19 protein-coding genes are annotated in these 20,207 nt (G+C 60.7%); 5 read left to right on the forward strand and 14 right to left on the reverse strand.

The window, feature by feature from the left end; genetic code table 11:
• Positions 1–256: 256 nt before the first annotated feature.
• Positions 257–493, reverse strand: coding sequence for a DUF6555 family protein (locus tag HX790_RS28335; protein WP_017137532.1), 237 nt, complete (start codon positions 491–493; stop codon positions 257–259).
• A 120-nt stretch (positions 494–613) separates the two neighbouring features.
• Between HX790_RS28335 and HX790_RS28340 the strand changes: the two genes are divergently transcribed.
• From HX790_RS28340 to HX790_RS28355, 4 genes are all read left to right on the forward strand, one after another.
• On the forward strand, positions 614–1,447 hold the full coding sequence (locus tag HX790_RS28340; RefSeq protein ID WP_176992564.1) for an arylamine N-acetyltransferase: 834 nt from the start codon (positions 614–616) through the stop codon (positions 1,445–1,447).
• Between the two features lie 429 nt (positions 1,448–1,876).
• The gene (locus HX790_RS28345) at positions 1,877–2,230 is read left to right on the forward strand and encodes a cytochrome c5 family protein (protein WP_099548032.1); all 354 of its coding nucleotides are present in this window, start codon (positions 1,877–1,879) and stop codon (positions 2,228–2,230) included.
• A gap of 76 nt (positions 2,231–2,306) precedes the next feature.
• Positions 2,307–3,635 (forward strand): D-arabinono-1,4-lactone oxidase, encoded by a 1,329-nt coding sequence (locus HX790_RS28350; RefSeq protein ID WP_176992590.1) that lies wholly within the window; start codon positions 2,307–2,309, stop codon positions 3,633–3,635.
• Positions 3,636–3,694: 59 nt separating this feature from the next.
• The gene (locus HX790_RS28355) at positions 3,695–4,903 is read left to right on the forward strand and encodes a DSD1 family PLP-dependent enzyme (RefSeq protein WP_176992591.1); all 1,209 of its coding nucleotides are present in this window, start codon (positions 3,695–3,697) and stop codon (positions 4,901–4,903) included.
• Between the two features lie 179 nt (positions 4,904–5,082).
• On the opposite strand, the gene HX790_RS28360 is transcribed toward HX790_RS28355, so the two are convergent.
• Positions 5,083–6,024 carry a transporter gene (locus HX790_RS28360; RefSeq protein WP_017137527.1) on the reverse strand — a complete coding sequence of 314 codons (942 nt, stop codon included), beginning with the start codon at positions 6,022–6,024 and terminating at the stop codon, positions 5,083–5,085.
• 203 nt (positions 6,025–6,227) lie between these two features.
• Here HX790_RS28360 and HX790_RS28365 point away from each other — a divergent pair, with 203 nt between their 5' ends.
• Complete coding sequence (locus tag HX790_RS28365; RefSeq protein WP_176992565.1) at positions 6,228–7,262, forward strand: AraC family transcriptional regulator; 1,035 nt, start codon at positions 6,228–6,230, stop codon at positions 7,260–7,262.
• Positions 7,263–7,322: 60 nt separating this feature from the next.
• On the opposite strand, the gene HX790_RS28370 is transcribed toward HX790_RS28365, so the two are convergent.
• The 12 genes from HX790_RS28370 to nuoE form a co-directional block, all read right to left on the reverse strand.
• Entirely contained in the window at positions 7,323–7,637 is a 315-nt protein-coding gene (locus tag HX790_RS28370) for a DNA-binding transcriptional regulator (RefSeq protein ID WP_176992566.1), read from the reverse strand.
• Positions 7,627–7,977: a toxin gene (locus HX790_RS28375; RefSeq protein ID WP_026013737.1), complete on the reverse strand. Its 351-nt coding sequence runs from the start codon at positions 7,975–7,977 to the stop codon at positions 7,627–7,629. The genes HX790_RS28370 and HX790_RS28375 overlap by 11 nt, the downstream gene beginning before the upstream one ends.
• A 240-nt stretch (positions 7,978–8,217) precedes the next feature.
• A complete protein-coding gene (gene nuoN, locus HX790_RS28380; protein ID WP_017137523.1) occupies positions 8,218–9,681 on the reverse strand; it encodes an NADH-quinone oxidoreductase subunit NuoN in 1,464 nt (487 codons plus the stop codon).
• A gap of 7 nt (positions 9,682–9,688) precedes the next feature.
• Positions 9,689–11,221 carry an NADH-quinone oxidoreductase subunit M gene (gene nuoM / locus HX790_RS28385; protein WP_017137522.1) on the reverse strand — a complete coding sequence of 511 codons (1,533 nt, stop codon included), beginning with the start codon at positions 11,219–11,221 and terminating at the stop codon, positions 9,689–9,691.
• Positions 11,222–11,270: 49 nt separating this feature from the next.
• The gene (gene nuoL, locus HX790_RS28390; RefSeq protein WP_138450408.1) at positions 11,271–13,124 is read right to left on the reverse strand and encodes an NADH-quinone oxidoreductase subunit L; all 1,854 of its coding nucleotides are present in this window, start codon (positions 13,122–13,124) and stop codon (positions 11,271–11,273) included.
• The gene (gene nuoK, locus HX790_RS28395; RefSeq protein WP_017137520.1) at positions 13,121–13,429 is read right to left on the reverse strand and encodes an NADH-quinone oxidoreductase subunit NuoK; all 309 of its coding nucleotides are present in this window, start codon (positions 13,427–13,429) and stop codon (positions 13,121–13,123) included. Before nuoK ends, nuoL begins: the two co-directional genes overlap by 4 nt.
• Before the next feature lie 2 nt (positions 13,430–13,431).
• Positions 13,432–13,935, reverse strand: a complete 504-nt coding sequence (nuoJ, locus tag HX790_RS28400) for an NADH-quinone oxidoreductase subunit J (RefSeq protein WP_017137519.1) — start codon at positions 13,933–13,935, stop codon at positions 13,432–13,434.
• A 9-nt stretch (positions 13,936–13,944) separates the two neighbouring features.
• A complete protein-coding gene (nuoI, locus tag HX790_RS28405; RefSeq protein WP_003174725.1) occupies positions 13,945–14,493 on the reverse strand; it encodes an NADH-quinone oxidoreductase subunit NuoI in 549 nt (182 codons plus the stop codon).
• A gap of 11 nt (positions 14,494–14,504) precedes the next feature.
• Positions 14,505–15,512: an NADH-quinone oxidoreductase subunit NuoH gene (nuoH, locus tag HX790_RS28410; protein ID WP_017137518.1), complete on the reverse strand. Its 1,008-nt coding sequence runs from the start codon at positions 15,510–15,512 to the stop codon at positions 14,505–14,507.
• Positions 15,509–18,223, reverse strand: a complete 2,715-nt coding sequence (nuoG, locus tag HX790_RS28415) for an NADH-quinone oxidoreductase subunit NuoG (RefSeq protein WP_176992567.1) — start codon at positions 18,221–18,223, stop codon at positions 15,509–15,511. The genes nuoH and nuoG overlap by 4 nt, the downstream gene beginning before the upstream one ends.
• 134 nt (positions 18,224–18,357) lie before the next feature.
• A complete protein-coding gene (gene nuoF, locus HX790_RS28420) occupies positions 18,358–19,713 on the reverse strand; it encodes an NADH-quinone oxidoreductase subunit NuoF (protein WP_017137516.1) in 1,356 nt (451 codons plus the stop codon).
• Positions 19,710–20,207, reverse strand: coding sequence for an NADH-quinone oxidoreductase subunit NuoE (nuoE, locus tag HX790_RS28425; RefSeq protein ID WP_003174721.1), 498 nt, complete (start codon positions 20,205–20,207; stop codon positions 19,710–19,712). Before nuoE ends, nuoF begins: the two co-directional genes overlap by 4 nt.

The following is a 20,207-nucleotide window of genomic DNA, read 5'->3' on the forward strand; positions in this document are numbered from 1 at the left end:
CCCATCGCGGCGGCCCCCCAAATCACTGGCGGATTGCGGGCATGCCGAGCCATAGCGAGGCACCGAGTGTTGGGGCGAGGACTTTTTGCTTACTTTTTGCTGGGCCGGCATTCCGGTCCTTCAAAAAGTGAGCCGCTGTAAGAGCGGAACCATAAGCCGCCGTTACCTAAATAACGGATATACACACCCCCAACACCCCAACACCCCCAAAAACCAAACCCCGCAAAAGCGGGGCCTGATCACATCCAAACGAAACCTACTTGGGCGGCACCCAGGTCACCTCGCTGATCCCAAACTTCTCCGCCCAAGGCCGGGTAGTTTTCTTGACCTGCTCATGACCCACGCGCCCAATGCGGCTGACATGGGCAATGTCAGCATCGACCGCCGCCCAATGCCACGCTTCAGCGTTATTCATCACTTCGGCGCGTACCACAAAGGACTTCGGTTGACCGTGCAGTTGATAGTGAATGGTGTAGATTTTTGCGGTACTCATGTTGCCTCCCTGTCTTGTTATAGATGGATAGGCGGGCGTTCAAAAAGGTTCACTCAAAATGACAAGTCGCACACTGGCGCGGCATAGTGACGCATCCGCCACGCGCCCAAGGATCGCGCCATGTCCCGATTGACTCACAGCCAGCTCTACCTGCAGCGTCTGGGCTACGACTCAGCCCCGCCACCCACGCTCAAAACCTTGCAAGACCTGCAGCTGCGTCACGTGTGCACCTTCGCCTTTGAGAGCCTGTCGACATTGCTGCATTCACCGGTGCCGATTGACCTGCCCAGCATCGAGCAAAAGGTCTTGCTGGATGGGCGTGGTGGTTACTGTTTCGAGCTTAACTACCTGTTCCTGGCGCTGTTGCAGGAGCTGGGTTTCGACGCCCGCGGGCTTACCGGCTGGGTGGTGATGGGCGGGCCGCCTGATGCGCGCACCGGGCGCACCCATCGCCTGAGCCTGGTGACCCTGGACGGCGTGCGTTATGTCACCGATGTCGGCTTCGGCGGCATGGTGCCCAGTAGTCCGTTGCAGCTGGATACCGAGGTGCCCCAGGCCACCGCCCATGAACCTTATCGCCTGACCTTCAACGGTGCCGATTACACCCTGTGGGCGCAGGTGGGTGAGGAATGGCGTGGCTTATATGTGTTCGACCTGCAAGTGCAGGCCGATATCGACTACACCATCGGCAATTGGTACGTGTCGACGCACCCGGCTTCCGTTTTTGTCGGTCAGCTGAAAGCGGCGCGGTTGGCACCGGGTAAACGCCATACCTTGGCCAATGCCAATTACGCGGTTCACTGCCTTGACCAGCCCAGCGAAAAGCGTGCAGTCGAGAGTGCTGATGAGTTGCTGGAATTGCTGCAGGGCACCTTCGGTATTCGTTTGCCAAGTCATCCGCAGCTTCGCCAAACCCTTGATGGCTTAGTAATGGCAAACTTCAGGGAGCCTTGATCTAGAGCCTTCGCTGAACCGTTTACCTTCATGTCAATGCAAATTAATTCGAGCCTTTGGCAAAAGCCGAGGTTCGAACCGGTTCCTGAATAATTTGCTCACCAGACAAGGAGATGTAAAACGATGTCCAAGTTATTCGGAAAATTCCTCAAGGGTTCCTCACTGCTGACGCTGGTCACCGCGCCTGCTGTGGTGTTCGCCGCAGCACCGACTGGCCCGATTTCCGTCCTGGGCCTGCAGGGCAGCTATAACGATTTCAAACTCGAAGGTGGGCAGCGACACGGTAGACCTCAAGGACCGCACCAACCCTTACGCCGAGCATTCGACTGTCCGCCCAAGCCCCCTTTGTGTCCCCCAAAACCCTCAACGCCCTGCCTTCGCTGCCTTAGTGTGCAAACAGCTTCCACTGCACAATAAGAGAGGGTGGCCATGCCCCGCACCGCGTTACTGTTGCTCGTACTCAGCCTGCTGACGGCCTGTGACGACACGCCCAAACCTGCCCCCGAACGCACTGCTGCGACCACGACCGTGCCCACCGACCCGGCACTGGCCCAGGTCTACGACACCAGCTGCAAGCTATGCCACGCCAACCCGGCGGCCGGCGCGCCGTTGGCGGGTGACAAGGCTGCCTGGAGCCCGCGCGTCGCCCAGGGCGCCGACACGCTGCTGGATCACAGCATCAACGGCTACAACGGCATGCCGCCGATGGGGCTGTGCATGCAGTGTTCCGAAGCGCAGTTTCTGGCGCTGATCAGCTTTATGGCCGGTGTTCAACTCCAATAATAAAAAGAGGTGGTGGATGGCGCTTTCACGGCGGCAACTCTTGCAACGCTCGGCAGTGGCCGGGGTTTTTCTGGCCCTGTCGAGCAACCCGGTACTGGCCCAGTTGGCCCGCGCGCCACGGTTGATCCCGTGGCGCAACTGGTCGGGCGCGCAGACCTGCCTGCCGCTGGCGCGCCTGGCGCCCAAAGATCTGGATGAATTGGTGCAAATGATTCGCCAGGCACCGAGCACTATTCGGCCCGTAGGCTCGGCACATTCGTTCAGTGCCCTGGTGCCCACCGACGGCACCTTGCTGTCGCTGAGTTACTTCAATGGGCTGTTGGACCATGACCCCGCCACCTTGCAAGCGACCTTTGCCGCCGGCACGCCGATGTCGCGCATGGGGCCGGCGCTCAAGGCCGTCGGCCAGGCGCTGCCGAACATGGCGGACATCGATTACCAGACCCTGGCCGGGGCGATTTCCACCTCCACCCATGGCACCGGCTTGGGCTTTACCTCGTATTCCGGTTGCGTCACCGGCCTGCAACTGGTCACCGCCCAAGGCGCCGTGCTGGACTGCGATGCGCAACGCCATCCCGAGCTGTTCAGCGCCGCGCGCGTGTCTCTTGGTGCGCTGGGCGTGGTCACCCAGATCCGCTCGCAGAATCGCGCACCGTACCGCTTGCGTGAGCGTCAGTGGATCGCCAAGACCGAAGAGTTGCTGGAGGATGTGCACAAGAACACCCGCGAAAACCAGCACTGGGAAATGCTCGTGGTCACCCATTCCGACTACGCGCTGTCCATCGCCCTCAACGAAACCGATGACCCCGAAACGCCTCCCGTCGACCCGGCGGAGGCGGGCGGCAATGAGTTTGTGTCGATCATCGAAAAGCTCGACAAGTATGGCAGTGATTTCCCGGGCACCCGCCGCACCTTGCTCAACAGCCTGCGTTTTTTTGCCAGCTTCCAGGACCGCGTGGCCGAGTCGTTCCAGGTCTATGCCAATGTGCGCAACGTGCGTTTCAACGAGATGGAATATTCGGTGCCTGCCGAACATGGCCCGGCGTGCCTGCGGGAAATCCTCAAGCTGATCACCGACAAGGACCTGCGCACCTGGTTTCCTATCGAGTATCGCTACGTCAAGGCCGATGACATCCCTTTGAGCATGTTCGAAGGCCGCGACAGCTGTTCGATTTCGGTCCATCAGCATTACGCCATGGACCATCACAACTTCTTTGCCGCCGTGGAGCCGATTTTCTGGAAGTACGCCGGCCGCCCGCACTGGGGCAAATTGCACACCCTTAACGCGCGCACCTTGCAGCCGCTGTACCCGCGCTGGGACGAATTCACCCGCGTGCGCCGCGAGCTGGACCCGAGCGGCAAGTTCCTCAATGCGCACCTGCAATCCATCCTGGGAGTGGCCTGATGAAACGCCGACATTTTGTGCTGGGCGCCGCAGTGGCGGCAGTGGCGGGTGGCTGGTGGCTGCGCCCCAGTGATCGCGGCGGCCCGTACAGCGAGTATTTCCGCAGCCTTAATGATGAACTCAAAGCCCATGGGCCGATGCGCCCGGTGATGCTGATCGACCTGGATCGCCTTGATCACAATATCGACGTGGTGATGCAGTCGGTGCAGCGTGGTGGCAAGCATTTGCGCCTGGTGGAGAAGTCGCTGCCGTCGCCGGGGTTGCTGGCGTATATCGCCAAGCGCGCGGGTACTGCGCGGCTGATGTCGTTTCATCAACCGTTTCTGAACCACGATGCGCAGGTGTTTCCCGAGGCCGACATCCTCATGGGCAAGCCGTTGCCGGTGCGCTCGGCCGAGCTGTTTTATCAAACCCATAAAGGTCCGTTTGACCCGGCCAGGCAATTGCAGTGGCTACTGGACACGCCAGAGCGGTTGCAGCACTACCTGGCGTTGGCGCAAGGGTTGGGCACGCGGTTGCGGGTGAACATCGAGCTGGATGTGGGGCTGCATCGCGGCGGCATTAGCGATAACGCGGTGCTGGGGCGGATGCTCACGCTGATCAGCGCCAACCCGCAGCACTTGGAGTTTGCCGGATTTATGGGCTACGACCCGTTTGTGGGCATGGGCGTGCCGGGTATTCTCGGTTCGCCCCAGACGCTGTTTGAGCAGGTGATGCAGCGCTACAACGGCCATGTTGATTTCACCCGTCAGCAGTTTGCCGGGTTATGGCGTGAGGGGCTGACGTTGAACACGGCTGGCAGCCCCAGCTATCGGATTCACGAGCAGGAAACACTCAGTACCGAGGTGTCGGTGGGTACCGCGTTGCTCAAGCCCACGCATTACGATTTGCCGTCGTTGAGCGAGCATGTGCCGGCAGCGTTTATCGCCACGCCAGTGTTGAAAAGCACCGGGTCGGTGGAGATTCCGGCGCTGGATGGCAAGTCGCGGGTGTTTTCGTGGTGGGATCCGAATCAGCGCGAGACGTTCTTTATTTATGGCGGTAACTGGATGGCGCAATTCGAGTCGCCGCAGGGGCTGCAAAGCAATGAGCTGTTTGGGCGCAGTTCCAATCAGGAGATGGTCAACGGCTCGCCAGCGGTGGGATTGAATATTGAGGATCAAGTGTTTTTGCGCCCGACCCAGAGTGAGTTTGTGTTGTTGCAGTTTGGGGATTTGCTGGGGGTGCGGGACGGGAAAATCGTCGAGACCTGGCCTGTTTATGCCTGACGCAAAGCGCTCGAAATGTGGGAGTGTGATTGTGGGGCTGGCTTGTGTGGGAGCTGGCTTGCCTGCGATGCAGACGCCTCGGTCTCAAGGTTAGACCGCGGTGATGCTATCGCAGGCAAGCCAGCTCCCACACAATCACACTCCCACACACGTCAGTGTTCCTGTTTCAAGTCGGGTTTTTACAGGGCAAAGGGAATGGTGAGCTTGGCCCACAACATATCGCCTTCCGGCCGGTTCTTCACATCGAACTCTTTAGCCCAGCGCACCTCTGCACTGGCGTATTTCAAGAAGGTGAAATACACCGCCGGGCCAATGGCAAACACTTGTCCCTTGACCCCATCATTCACTTCATCACCATAGATGTTTACCACCGTGCGCCCGTACTGCTTATCGTCGGTGGTCTGCTTGAGGTAATAGCCGTTGACCCCCAGGCTCAGGTTGTCGGTCACCTTGTAGCTGGCCGAGTAGTCGAAATGGAAAATCTGGCCGGAGCGGTAGTCGGTGTCGTGGTTTTCTTCGTTGAAGCTGTAGGTGGTCTTGATCGACAGTTCGGTGCGTTCATTGGGCATCCAGGTCGCCGAGACCAGCGGCTTGTAGGTGTAGAAGTTGTTGCTGGTGTTGGCCAGGCGCGTGGCGTCGTATTCGCCGGTGGGCAGGGTGATTTCCACGGCGGCGGCCAGGGTCAGGTTTTTGCCCATGTCCCACAGGATGATCGGCGCCAGGGTGGTGTCGCCCATGCTTTCGCGGGTGTCGGACATACCGAACAGCGACACCTGTTGCTTGATATACGGCTGGGCGATGTAGCCGCCCAGGCGCCCGCCGAACACACGCACGGGGCTCAGATAGTCCAGGCGTGGGATGATCGCGTCGGACTTGATCCGCACTTGCGAGACCTTGCCGCCGAGGGAGCTGATGTCCAGTTTGCGTGCCTGGTAGTGGTTGTAATACAGGTTGAACGCGAACATATGGTCGGGCAGGTTGTTCACGTCCAGCGGCAGGATGTAGAAGCCATCGGTGCCGGGGCCGATGTTGTCGACGCCGCCTTCGGTGGCCAGGGCCGGCAGGCTGAGCAGGCTCAACAACGCCAGTTGCAGGGGGGGAAGTGCACGGGTGGGGTTCATGTCTGGCCTCTTTATTATTGTTAGGGCACCGCTGACGTTAGAAATATGCCTTCAGCGCCCGGCGGGGCAGGGTTTTGGCGGCCAGATAGGGGGACTTTGCCGGACAGGTTTCACTCAGGATGCAGCGGCTCTTGCAAGCGCCTATGATTAACAGGATGTTTCTAAAACAAGAACTGAAGTACTCAGTCGGGAACCCGTGAGCCATGCAAAGGAAAGCCGTTGACCCGCAATTTGAATTGGCGCTGGTGTCGCCCTTCCTGTTGCAGACCCTCGGGCAGGTGGTAGCGCAAAAGGGCGCGAATGCCGAAGCGTTGTGCCGAGGCCTGGGGTTTACCCTGGCCGACCTGGATGACCCGGCCCAGCGTATTTCCTATCGCCAGGCTGTGGCGATGATCCAGCGCGCACTCAAGGTGCTTCCCGATCAGGGGCTGGGCCTGTGGGTGGGGCATCAGAACGTGCTGGGCACCCTCGGCCTGCTCGGCCATGTGATCTCCCTGTGCAAAACCCTGCGCGATGCATTTGCCATTGGCGAGCGCCATCAGCACACCTCAGGCGGCATCGCCACCACCCGTACCCATGAGACCTTGGAAGAAGTACACGTCGACGTCGAATGCCTGCTGCCGTTTGCCGAGGTGCAGGTGTTTGCGGCCGAAGAGTTCTTCGCCAGCCTGATGGTGTATGGCCGCGCGCTCGTGGGGGAGACGTTTATGCCCCTGCGCATGGAGTTCGTGCACGCTGCGCCGCCTTACCAGGCTGAGTACCAACGCCTGTTTGGCGCGGATGTGCGCTTTGGCTGCCTGCACAATCGCATGGTGCTGGCCCCGCATTGGCTGGATAAACGCCTGCCTAATCACCACGCCTTGGCGTTGCGCCAGGCCCTGGAGTTGCTGGAGTTGGAGAGCGCGCAGTTGCACCAGAAGATGGACCTGATCCAGGCCGTTGAACGCGCTATTTCGCGGGATTTGCAGGGCAGCCAGCTGGAGAAGGTCGCCGGCGACTTGAACATGAGTGGGCGCACCCTGCGCAGGCGCCTGACCGAACACGGGCTGACGTTCGAAGCGTTGCAGGAGCAAGTGCGACGTGCACGTACCATGGGGTTGCTGGGGAATCCGGGGCTGTCGATCGAACGTATTACCGAGGAAGTCGGTTATAGCGATGTGCGCAGTTTTCGGCGGGCCTTCAAGCGCTGGACAGGGGTGAGCCCGAGTGCGTTTCGTGGCGAAGGAGGAGGGGCCTAGTCCTCGGGGGAGCCGATAAGCCTGTATGAAGAAGCCCCGAACCTGTCGGGGCTTTGTCCATCAACCCAAGGCCGCGAGCTGCGCCACGGTTTCCGGAAAGCGCGACACCAGCCGAATCAAGGTGGTGGCCTGGGCGTTGGGCTTGGCCCGGCCTTGTTCCCAGTTTTCCAGGGTGCGCACGTTGGTACGCAGGTACATGGCGAACACCGAGCGCGAGAGGTTGAGCTGTTGGCGCACGGCCACCACTTCTTCGGCGCTCAGGGGGGCCAGGTTGTTGAGATGGACCTTGTGGGTCCGCAGGGTGACTTTGCCTTGGCGTTCTTCGGCCAGGGCGTCGAAGCCTTCGACCAGTTCGGAAAAGATTTCACGTTTCATGATGTGTTCTCGCTTTGATTTCCCTGTCCAGCATGTGTTTTAAGGCTTTCTTGTGATTGGGGGTAAGGTCATCCTGTTCGTGTTTGCCGTACAGGGTGAATAACCAGAACTGCGTGCCGCCCGACCACCAGTAGTAAATGACCCGCAAGCCTCCGCGTTTGCCTTTGTTGCGTCGCTCATCGACGAAACGGACCTTGCGCAACCCGCCGGTTCCCTCGATGACGTCGCCCGCTTGCGGATTCTTCATCAACTCCTGTTGAAAGCCTTGGAATAGCTCGTCACTCAGATAGTCCCTGCGATGCCGTTCAAAGGCCGGCAACTCGATAAATAGAGCATCCATGTTCTGTACGTAGCCTGCGTATAGTGTGGTGGCCCACGCGCCCGGGGTCAAGTGACCTGGCTGTGGGAACTTTCCTAAAACACAATCACCATACGGCTAGGTTCAGCGGCTAGATGCCAGACAAAGAGGTAGAGGAGGAAGGAAATTTCAGCGCACAGGGGAGGGCAAAAGAATTGAAAGTCCAGAAACGCAAAACGGCGCCCGAAGGCGCCGTTTCGTTTACTGCATCAAGCTAAGCGATCAAACGCCCAGTACCGCGTGCTGCACCAGGGTGAGCAACGGTTGTGGGTACACGCCCAGGAAGAACGCGAGCAGGGCGATGGCCAGCAGCATCACGCCGCCTGCCTTCTGTTCCCAGTGCAACTCGGCATCCACACGGCGCAGGTTTGGCTCGATCAGGTACAGGGTGACCATCACGCGCAGGTAGTAGAACACGCCGATGGCGCTGCCCAGTACCAAGGATGCAACCAGCCACCATTCATGGGCTTCAACACCGGTAGCCACGATGTAGAACTTGCCGATAAAGCCTGCGGTCAGCGGGATACCGGCCAGGGACAGCATCATCACGGTAAGCACGGCGGTCAGGTACGGACGGCGCCAGAACAGGCCGCGATATTCGTACAGGGCGTCGGCATCACGACCTTTGAACGGCGAGGACATCAACGTGATCACGCCAAATGCGCCCAGGCTGGTGATCACGTAGGTGACCAGGTACACGCCCATGGCTTCCACGGCCAGGCCTTTGCTCGCCACCAGGGCGATCAGCAGGTAGCCGAAGTGCGCGATGGAGGAATAACCGAGCAGACGCTTGAGGTTGTTCTGGGTCAGGGCCAGCAGGTTACCGAACAGGATCGACGCAATGGCGATCACGGTCAGCACGGTGCTCAGCACGCCGGTGTTGGCCGCAGGCGAGATCTGGAACAGACGCACCATCACAGCAAACACGGCAACCTTGGACGCGGTGGCCAGGAACGCCGCCACTGGCGCCGGGGCGCCTTCGTACACGTCCGGGGTCCACAAGTGGAACGGCACCAGGGACAGCTTGAACGCCAGGCCGATCAGCATCATCGCCAGGCCCAGTTGGGCAATCGGTGCAGGCATGTTGGTGGCCGCCAGGGCGTGACCGATACCGGTGAAGCTCAGGTTGCCGGCCTCTGCGTAGAGCAGCGCCATACCGAACAACAGGAACGCGGAACCGGCCGCCGACAGCACCATGTACTTGATGCCGGCTTCCAGCGAGCGCTTGTTGAAGAACGCGTAGGCCACCAGGCCGTAAGTCGGGATCGACAGCAGTTCCAGGCCGATGAACAAGCCGGCCAGGTGCTGAGCGCTGACCAGCACGATGCCACCGGCCGCAGCCAGCAGAATCAGCAGGTACAGCTCTTCCTTGTTGCCGGGGTAGCCGGTGCCGCCTTCGCCGAGGTAGGCGTGGGCGAGGGTGACGCAGGCCAGGGTGGCAACGAGGATCAACGCGATGTACAGCAGCGCGAAGTCATCGACCATCATCAGCGGGGTCACGGCCAATGGCGCGACCTTGAGTGCCGGGATGATCGACAGCAGGGCCAGGTTAAGACCGGCACACGACAGCAGGAACGTTTGCGAGTGATTGCGGCGCCAGGCGATTGCCAGCATCACCGCCACAACGGTGAGGCTGGTAATCAGCAGCGGCGCAAGCGCGATAAAGTGTTGGATCGTGAATTCCATAGCGCTCTTACCGGGCCGAAGCGAGTTGAGAGAAGGCGGTGCCGATCCACTGCTGCACGCCATGCATCGTCGCGGCAGAAGTGTCCAGGAACGGTTGCGGGTACACACCGATGTAGATCAGCAGCACCGCAAGGCCGAGCACCATGATCAGTTCGCGAGCATCCATCCCTTGCAGGACGGTGTCGGACTTGGCCGGGCCGAAGTAGGCGCGGTGGATCATGATCAGCGAGTAGACCGAACCAAACACCAGGCCCGAGGTAGCAATGGCGCTGATCCACGGCGTGTGTACGAACGAACCCATCAGGATCAGGAACTCGCCGATGAAGTTACCGGTGCCCGGCAAGCCCAGGGATGCGGCGGCGAAGAACAGGCTGATGGCCGGCAGGTACGCGATGCGCGACCACACGCCACCCATTTCACGCATGTCACGGGTGTGCAGGCGCTCGTACAGCTGACCACTGAGGATAAACAGTGCCGCGGCCGAAACACCGTGGGCCAACATCTGGATCACCGCGCCTTGCAGCGCCAGTTGGCTGCCGGAGTAGATGCCGATCAGTACGAAACCCATGTGGGAAACGGACGAGAAGGCAATCAGACGCTTGATGTCGGTTTGCGCAAAAGCCAGGAACGCACCGTAGAAGATCCCGATCAGACCCAGGGTCATGGCGATCGGCGCGAACTCGGCCGAGGCATTCGGGAACAGTGGCAGGGCGAAACGCAGCAGGCCATAAGCAGCAGTCTTAAGCAGGATACCGGCGAGGTCGACGGAACCTGCGGTCGGTGCCTGGGCGTGAGCGTCAGGCAACCAGGAGTGGAACGGCACCACCGGCAGCTTCACCGCGAAGGCGATGAAGAAGCCCAGCATCAGGATGTACTCGGTGGTCAGCGACATCTTGGTTTTCAACAGGTCGGCGTAGTTGAAGGTAATCACGCCAGTGTTGTTGAAGTTGACCAGTACCAGACCCAGGATCGCCACCAACATGATCAGGCCGGAAGCCTGGGTGAAGATGAAGAACTTGGTCGCCGCGTAGATCCGGGTTTTCTTGCCGTCCGAAGAACTGTGACCCCAGAGCGCGATGAGGAAGTACATCGGCACCAGCATCATTTCCCAGAAGAAGAAGAACATGAACAGGTCCAGCGCCAGGAACACGCCGACAACGCCGCCCAAAATCCACATCAGGTTCAGGTGGAAGAAGCCCACGTGACGCTGAATTTCTTTCCAGGAGCAGAGTACCGAGAGGATACCCAGCAAGCCGGTCAGCAAAATCATCAACAGCGACAGGCCGTCGAGGGCCAGGTGCACGTTGATGCCGAAGCGCTGGATCCACACGTGCTTGAATTCAAGCGCGAAGGTTGGATCGACACCCGGTGCCGGAGCGAATGAATAGTCACCGTGCGCCCACAGCCAGAGGCCGAGCGCGAGTTCCAGGGACATGGTCAGCAACGCAATCCAGCGGGGCAGGGTGGCGCCGAAGCGTTCACCCATCCAGCAGAGCAGGCCGCCGATAAAGGGGATCAGGATTAGCCAGGGCAGAATCATGACGGGCTCGTTTCCTTTTGCAAGTTCGCAAAGTACGCAATGTTCATAGTCATACCGCCACCACCACGATGGCACCGATCACCAGCACCGCACCGGCAGCCATGGACGCGGCATACCAACGCAATTGGCCCGTCTCGCTGCGGCTCAGGGCGGTGTGACCGGCCTTGGCGGCGCGCGGGATCAAACCGATGGTCTGGTCGAGCGGGTCTTTGCGCAGAAGGTGGCTGATAGCAAGGTATGGCTTGACGAACAGTTTGTCGTAGATCCAGTCGAAGCCCCACGCAGCGAACCACCAGGCTGACAGGAAGCGACCAATGCCACTGTTGGCCACAGCCGTCACGAAGCGACGCTTGCCGAGGAACAGCAGCGCGGCCAGCAGGATACCGGCGATGGCGATGGCGCCCGAGGCGATTTCCAGGCTGTGCTTGGCGGCGCCACCGGCATGCCCGGCGCTTTCCGGCAGTACACCGGCCAGAGGCGGGGTGATCATGGCGCCGATGAAGGTCGACAGGATGATCAGCACCGACAGTGGCAACCAGTGGGAGATGCCGTGGCCTGCGTGCGCTTCGGTCTTGGCTTCACCGTGGAAGGTGATGAAGATCAGGCGGAAGGTGTACAGCGAGGTCATGAACGCACCGACCAGGCCTGCATACAGCAGGTTCTGGTTACCGCTGGCGAACGCTTCCCAGAGGATTTCGTCCTTGGAGTAGAAACCTGCGGTCACCAACGGCAGGGCGGCCAGGGCGGCACCCCCGACGATGAAGCTGGCGTAGGCCAATGGCAGTTTCTTCCACAGGCCGCCCATCTTGAAGATGTTCTGCTCGTGGTGGCAGGCAACGATCACTGCACCGGAGGCAAGGAACAGCAGGGCCTTGAAGAAGGCGTGGGTCATCAGGTGGAAAATCGCCGCGTCCCAGGCGCCAACGCCCAGGGCCAGGAACATGTAGCCAATCTGGCTCATGGTCGAGTAGGCGAGGATACGCTTGATGTCGGTCTGTACCAGCGCGGCAAAACCCGCCAGAACCAGGGTCACACCACCGACCAGTCCTACAAGATGCAGGATTTCCGGCGCCAGGGTGAACAGGCCGTGGGTACGCGCGATCAGGTAGACACCCGCAGTCACCATGGTTGCCGCGTGGATCAGCGCCGACACCGGCGTAGGACCGGCCATCGCGTCCGCCAGCCAGGTTTGCAGCGGCAGTTGTGCGGATTTACCCACAGCGCCGCCCAGCAGCATCAGGGTCGCCAGGGTGATCCAGAAGTCACCAACCTGGAATTTCTGCGGTGCCAGCACCAGCAGTTCCTGGATGTTCAGCGTGCCCACTTGTTGGAACAGGATGAACAGGCCGATGGCCATGAACACGTCGCCGATGCGGGTGACGATAAAGGCCTTGAGTGCCGCGTTACCGTTGTTGCGGTTGCTGTAGTAGAAACCGATCAACAGGTACGAGCACAGGCCCACGCCTTCCCAGCCGAAGTACAGGAACAACAGGTTATCGCCGAGTACCAGGAACAGCATGCTGGCGATAAACAGGTTGGTGTACGAGAAGAAGCGCGAGTAGCCGGCCTCACCACGCATGTACCAGGACGCGAACAGGTGGATCAGGAAGCCTACACCCACCACCACGCCGAGCATGGTGATCGACAGGCCGTCGACGTAGAGGGCGAAGTTGGGCTTGAAGCCGTCCACCGACATCCATTGCCACAGCACCAGGGTGTAGTGGCCGCCTTCCGGCGGCGCCACGTTGAATTGCCAGATGACGTAGGCGGCGACGATCGCCGACAAGCCAATGGAACCCACGCCGATCAAGGCAGAAAGGTTTTCCGACCAGCGTCCACGAGAGAACGACAGCAGCAGGAAACCGATCAGGGGAAATACGAAAGTCAGAAAGATCATGTTCATCCGCGCATCTCACTGGCAGCGTCGATATCAAGCGTGTGGAAGCGACGATACAGTTGCAGCAGGATCGCCAGGCCAATACTGGCCTCGGCGGCTGCCAGGCTGATCACCAGGATGAACATGACTTGCCCATCCGGCTGCGCCCATCGGCTACCTGCAACAACGAACGCCAGTGCGGCGGCGTTCATCATGATTTCCAGGCTCATCAACACGAACAGAATGTTACGGCGAACCATCAGGCCGACCAGGCCAAGGCAGAACAGGATGCCGGCGACCGCCAGACCATGCTCCAAAGGGATAGCAGGCATCGTCATTGCTCCTTGGCTTCGTTGCGGCCCAAGTGGAAGGCGGTGATGGCTGCCGCGAGCAGCAGCATCGAAGCCAGTTCGACCACCAGCAGGTACGGGCCGAACAGGCTGACGCCCACGGCTTTCGCGTCTACGGTGGTGTGGCCGATGGCCTGGCCGCTCTGGTGAGCGAACAGCACATACAGCAGTTCACCCAGCAGCAGGGCTGCCAGGATGACCGGGCCGAGCCAGATGCCGGGCTTGAGCCAGACGCGTTCCTGGGCGACCGAGGCCGGCCCCAGGTTGAGCATCATCACCACAAACACGAACAGCACCATGATGGCGCCGGCGTAGGCGATCACTTCCAGCACACCGGCGAACGGTGCGCCGAGGCTGAAAAAAGTCATGGCCACGGCGATCAACGAAATGATCAGGTAGAGCAGGGCGTGCACAGGATTGGTGTTGGTGATCACGCGAAGCGTGGACACCACTGCAATACCGGACGCGAAATAGAAAGCGAATTCCATCTTTCTTCCTTAAGGCAGCAAGCTCTTCACGTTGATCGGCTCGGCTTCGTTTTGTGCGGCGCCCTTCGGCTTACCGGCAACGGCCATACCTGCAACACGATAGAAGTTGTAATCAGGGTTTTTACCGGGACCAGAGATCAGCAGATCTTCTTTCTCGTACACCAGGTCCTGACGTTTGAACTCGGCCATCTCGAAATCCGGTGTCAGCTGGATGGCGGTGGTCGGGCAAGCTTCCTCGCAGAGGCCACAGAAAATGCAGCGCGAGAAGTTGATGCGGAAGAAGTCCGGGTACCAGCGACCGTCTTCGGTTTCAGCTTTCTGCAGGGAGATGCAACCCACCGGGCACGCCACGGCGCACAGGTTGCAGGCTACGCAACGCTCTTCGCCATCGGGGTCGCGGGTCAGTACGATGCGGCCGCGATAGCGCGGCGGCAGGTACACCGCTTCTTCCGGGTATTGCAGGGTGTCGCGTTTGCGAAAGCCGTGACCGAACACCATCACCAGGCTTCGCAACTGGGTACCGGTACCCTTAACGATGTCGCCAATATATTTGAACATGGGTCAAATCCTCACTGAACCGCGCCGGCTGGCGTGTTCAACAACACAACGGCAGCCGTCACCAGCAAATTGATCAGGGTCAGCGGCAGGCAGAAGCGCCAGCTGAAATCCATCACCTGGTCGTATCGTGGACGCGGAATGGAAGCGCGCAGCAGGATAAACAACATGATGAAGAACGCGGTCTTCAGGAAGAACCAGAAGAACGCCAACTGCGGCAGGATGCCGAACGGACCGTGCCAGCCGCCGAAGAACAGCGTGACCAACAGGGCCGAGATCAAGATGATGCCGATGTATTCGCCAACGAAGAACATGCCCCATTTCATGCCGGCGTATTCAATGTGGTAACCGTCAGCCAGTTCCTGTTCCGCTTCCGGCTGGTCGAACGGGTGACGGTGAGTCACGGCGACGCCAGCGATGAAGAAGGTGCAGAAGCCAAAGAACTGCGGAATGATGAACCACAGGTTCTGCGCCTGGTACTCGACGATGTCGCGCATGTTGAACGAGCCGACCTGCACCACGATGCCCATCAGCGCCAGGCCCATGAACACTTCGTAGGACACGGTCTGGGCCGAAGCCCGCAAGCTGCCCAACAGGGCGAACTTGTTGTTGCTCGACCAACCGGCGAACAGCACCGCATAGACCGACAAACCGGCCATGGCGAAGAAGAACAGCAAACCGATGTTCAGGTCCGCCACGCCCCAGGTCGGGGTGATCGGGATGATCGCGAAGGCGATCAGCAAGGCGCTCATGGCCACGACCGGTGCCAGGGTGAAGATCACCTTGTCGGCAAACGGCGGGGTCCAGTCTTCCTTGAAGAACATTTTCAGCATGTCGGCGGCGATCTGGAACATACCGAACGGGCCAACGCGGTTCGGACCGTAACGGTCCTGCCACCAGCCCAGCAGGCGACGTTCGACGAAGCTGAGCAGGGCGCCCGCAACGACCACGGCCAACAGGATCACGATGGCCTTGACCACCGAAATGATCACGTCAATTACTTCCGGCGTGAACCAGGTCATTGCGCTGCCTCCTGCAGACCGTCAACGGTTTTGCCAAAGATTGCAGGTGGAATACCCGCAAGGCCTTTAGGCAGTGCAACCAGGCCAGCACCCAACTCATCATTGATACGCAGCGGCAGACGCAGGGTCTGGCCAGCCACGTTCAGGCTGAGCAGGGCACCGTCGTTGACGCCCAGGCGGTCGGCTTCGGACTTGGCCACGGACACGTAGGCTTCAGGAATGCGACTTTGCACCGGCGCGGCTTTGGAAGAGGTCTCTTCGCTGCCGAACAGGTGGAAGAACGGCACAACCTGCCAGGTGCCCTGGGCCGGGTTGAATGGTCGCGGCACCGCAGCGAACCAGTTCAGCGAGTCACCGGTGCTTTCGATCAGGCGGGTGCCTGGGTCGCCAGCGCGGATGTGACCACCGACTTCGTCCTGGAACTTGTTCCAGGCTTGCGGCGAGTTCCAGCCCGGCGACCAGGCAAATGGCACCTGCTGACGTGGCTCGACCGAGCCCGAGTAACCTTCCATGGAGAAGGCAAACGCGGTATCCGGGTCTTGCGGGGTACGCGGCTCGTGCACGCTGATGTCGGCGCGCATGGCCGTACGGCCGGAGTAACGCAGCGGTTCACGGGCGAGTTTCATGCCCTTGATGCGGAACGAGGCGGACGGAGCCGCGTCGACGATACGTGCCAATTGCGGCGCGCTTGCGGCGGCAGCAGCGGTCACGTGGTCGAGCTGGGTCCAGTCGATCGGCTGGTTCAGCAAGGTCGCACGCAGGGCATGCAACCAGCGCCAGCCTTCGTGAACCAGGATGCTGGCGTCCATGTACTTCGGATCGAACACCTGGAAGAAGCGCTGGGCGCGGCCTTCCTGGCTGACCAGGGTACCGTCGCCTTCGGCGAAGGTGGCAGCTGGCAGTACCAGGTCGGCACGCTCGCTGGTGGCGGTCTTCTGGTGGTCGGCCACGATCAGTACTTTGGCGGCGTCCAGTGCAGCGTCAACCTTCGCGGCATCGGTGCGGGTGTACAGGTCGTTTTCCAGTACCACGATGGCGTCGGCGTTGCCGTCGGTCACCGCTTGCAGGGCCGCGTCCAGGGACTCGCCACCGAGCATCGCCAGGCCGAGGCTGTTGGCTTCCGGCACGACCAGGCTGATGGAACCGTTCTTGTCGCGCAGCTTCAAGGCCTTCGCGATATTCGCAGCAGCCTCAATCAGTGCCTTGGAACCCAACGAGGTGCCGGCAATGATCAATGGGCGCTTGGCCGCGAGCAGGGCGTCGGCGATGCGCTGGGCCAGTTCAGCGGCTTCAGCGTCCAGGCCTTCGACGGCAGGCGCGCTGGCGTCGAGGGCGTGGGCTACGGCGAAACCGATGCGGGCCAGGTCGTCCGGCGCTGCGTGAACGCATTCTTCGGCGATGTCGTCGAGCTTGGTTTCAGCCAGGCTTGCGATAAACAGCGGGTTCAGCGCGTGCTGGCCGATGTTTTTCACCGCGGCGTCGAGCCAAGGCTGTACGCGCATGGCGTCGGCCATGTCTTCGGCCTTGCCTTTGACCGACTGACGCAGCGACAGCGCAATACGCGCGGCAGTCTGGGTCAGGTCTTCGCCGAGGACGAAGATCGCATCGTGGTCTTCGATGTCGCGCATGTTCGGGACTGGCAGCGGGCTGTCGTTCAGCACTTGCAGGACCAGGCGGATGCGCTCCAACTCACCGGCTTCGATACCGGAGTAGAAGTGCTCGGCACCCACCAGCTCGCGCAACGCGTAGTTGCTTTCGAGGCTGGCACGCGGGGAACCGATACCGACGATGTTGCGGCCGCGCAGCAGGTCGGCGGCTTTATCCAGCGCGTCGTCCAGGCTCAGCTTGGCGCCACCGGCCAACAGCGGCTGGCGTGGGCGGTCTTCGCGGTTGACGTAGCCATAGCCGAAACGGCCACGGTCGCACAGGAAGTACTGGTTGACCGAACCGTTAAAGCGGTTTTCGATGCGACGCAGTTCGCCGTAGCGCTCGCCCGGGGAGATGTTGCAACCGCTGGAGCAGCCATGGCAGATGCTCGGCGAGAACTGCATGTCCCACTTACGGTTGTAGCGCTCGGAGTGAGTCTTGTCGGTGAACACACCGGTCGGGCAGACCTCGGTGAGGTTGCCGGAGAACTCGCTTTCGAGCACGCCGTCTTCAACGCGACCGAAGTACACGTTGTCGTGGGCGCCGAAGACGCCCAGGTCGGTGCCGCCGGCGTAGTCTTTATAGAAACGCACGCAACGGTAGCAGGCAATGCAGCGGTTCATTTCGTGGGAAATGAACGGGCCGAGGTCCTGGTTCTGGTGGGTGCGCTTGGTGAAGCGATAACGGCGCTCGTTGTGGCCGGTCATCACCGTCATGTCTTGCAGGTGGCAGTGACCGCCTTCCTCACAGACCGGGCAGTCATGCGGGTGGTTGGTCATCAGCCATTCGACGACACTGGCGCGGAACGCCTTGGATTCTTCATCTTCGATGGAGATCCAGGTGTTGTCGGTGGCTGGGGTCATGCAGGACATGACGATACGACCACGGGTGTCGTTCTCGTCGGTGTACTGCTTGACCGCGCACTGGCGACAGGCACCAACGCTACCAAGCGCGGGGTGCCAGCAGAAATACGGGATGTCGAGGCCTAGTGAGAGACATGCCTGTAACAGGTTGTCTGCCCCATCGACTTCGAGCGCTTTGCCGTCTACGTGGATAGTGGCCATGGTTCAAAGTTCTTCGTTGGCCCGTTGTCAGCGGGCGTGGCTAATGGAATCTTGTTATTCATGGGCATCAACACAGCCTTTACGGCGTCAGCCCATGAGAAGACGAAGGGCACGGACCCTTCGCCTTTAAAGCGTTACGCGCCGACTACGATCGGCCTTGCCAGAGGCGGGACGGCGGCGCTGACAGGCGCGATGCCGGCTTCGAACTCCGAGCGGAAGTATTTGATTGCGCTGCCCAATGGCTCCACGGCGCCCGGTGCGTGAGCACAGAAGGTCTTGCCTGGGCCGAGGAACCCGACCAGACCCAGCAGGGTCTCGATGTCGCCTGGCTGGCCTTCACCGTTCTCGATCGCCATCAAGAGCTTGACGCTCCATGGCAAGCCGTCACGGCACGGGGTGCAGAAGCCGCACGATTCACGGGCAAAGAACTGCTCCATGTTGCGCAGCAACGAAACCATGTTCACGGTGTTGTCCACCGCCATCGCCAGGCCAGTGCCCATACGGGTGCCGACCTTGCCGATGCCGCCGGCATACATTTGTGCGTCGAGGTGCTCGGGGAGCAGGAAGCCGGTACCGGCGCCGCCTGGCTGCCAGGCTTTCAAGGTGTAGCCGTCGCGCATGCCGCCGGCGTAGTCCTCGAACAGCTCGCGTGCGGTGACGCCGAACGGCAGCTCCCACAGGCCAGGGTTCTTGACCTTGCCGGAGAAGCCCATGAGCTTGGTGCCCATGTCTTCGCTGCCTTCGCGGGCCAACGATTTGTACCAGTCGACGCCGTCGGCGATGATCGCCGGCACGTTGCACAGGGTTTCAACGTTGTTCACGCAGGTAGGCTTGCCCCACACGCCCACGGCGGCAGGGAAGGGCGGCTTGGAGCGCGGGTTGGCGCGGCGACCTTCGAGGGAGTTGATCAGTGCGGTTTCTTCACCGCAGATGTAACGCCCGGCGCCGGTGTGCACAAACAGCTCGAAGTCAAAACCCGAGCCGAGGATGTTCTTGCCCAACAGGCCTGCGGCCTTGGCTTCTTCCACGGCACGGTTGAGGTGCTTGGCGGCGGTGGTGTATTCGCCACGCAGGAAGATATAGCCCCGGTAGGTTTTCAGCGCGCGGGCGCTGATCAGCATGCCTTCGATCAGCAGATGGGGCAGTTGCTCCATCAGCATGCGGTCTTTCCAGGTGTTCGGCTCCATCTCGTCCGCGTTGCACAGCAGGTAACGGATGTTGATGGATTCGTCTTTGGGCATCAGGCCCCACTTAACACCGGTGGGGAAGCCTGCACCGCCGCGGCCTTTAAGGCCGGCGTCTTTCACGGTCTGGACGATATCGTCCTGGGCCATGTCGGCGAAGGCTTTGCGCGCCGCCGCGTAACCGTTCTTGGCCTGGTACTCGTCGAGCCATACCGGCTCGCCGTCGTCACGTAGGCGCCAGGTCAGCGGGTGGGTTTCAGGCGAACGCTTGATCAGGTTGGCCGGGCCGAAAGATGTAAGGGTCATGGGTAGCCCTCGAGCAATTGGGTCACGCCAGCAGGCTGCACGTCACCGAATGTGTCGTCGTCGATCATCAACGCCGGCGCCTTGTCGCAGTTGCCCAGGCAGCACACCGGCAGCAGCGTGAAGCGGCCGTCCGGAGTGGTTTGGCCGAGGCCAATGCCCAGCTTGTTCTGGATTTCGCTGACCACTGATTCATGGCCACCGATGTAGCAGACCATGCTGTCGCACACGCGAATGATGTGGCGGCCGACCGGCTGGCGGAAGATCTGGCTGTAGAACGTGGCCACACCTTCAACGTCGCTGGCGGGGATGCCGAGGATCTCGCCGATGGCGTAGAGGGCGCCGTCCGGCACCCAGCCACGTTCCTTCTGGACGATCTTCAAGGCTTCGATAGACGCCGCGCGCGGGTCTTCGTAATGATGCAGCTCGTGCTCGATGGCCGAGCGCTCGGTTTCACTCAAGGTGAAACGGTCTGTCTGGATAAGCGTGCTGTTCAT

Origin of the sequence: Pseudomonas sp. IPO3747, from assembly GCF_013385245.1 — a bacterium.
In the GTDB taxonomy this organism is placed as follows: Bacteria; Pseudomonadota; Gammaproteobacteria; order Pseudomonadales; family Pseudomonadaceae; genus Aquipseudomonas; species Aquipseudomonas edaphica.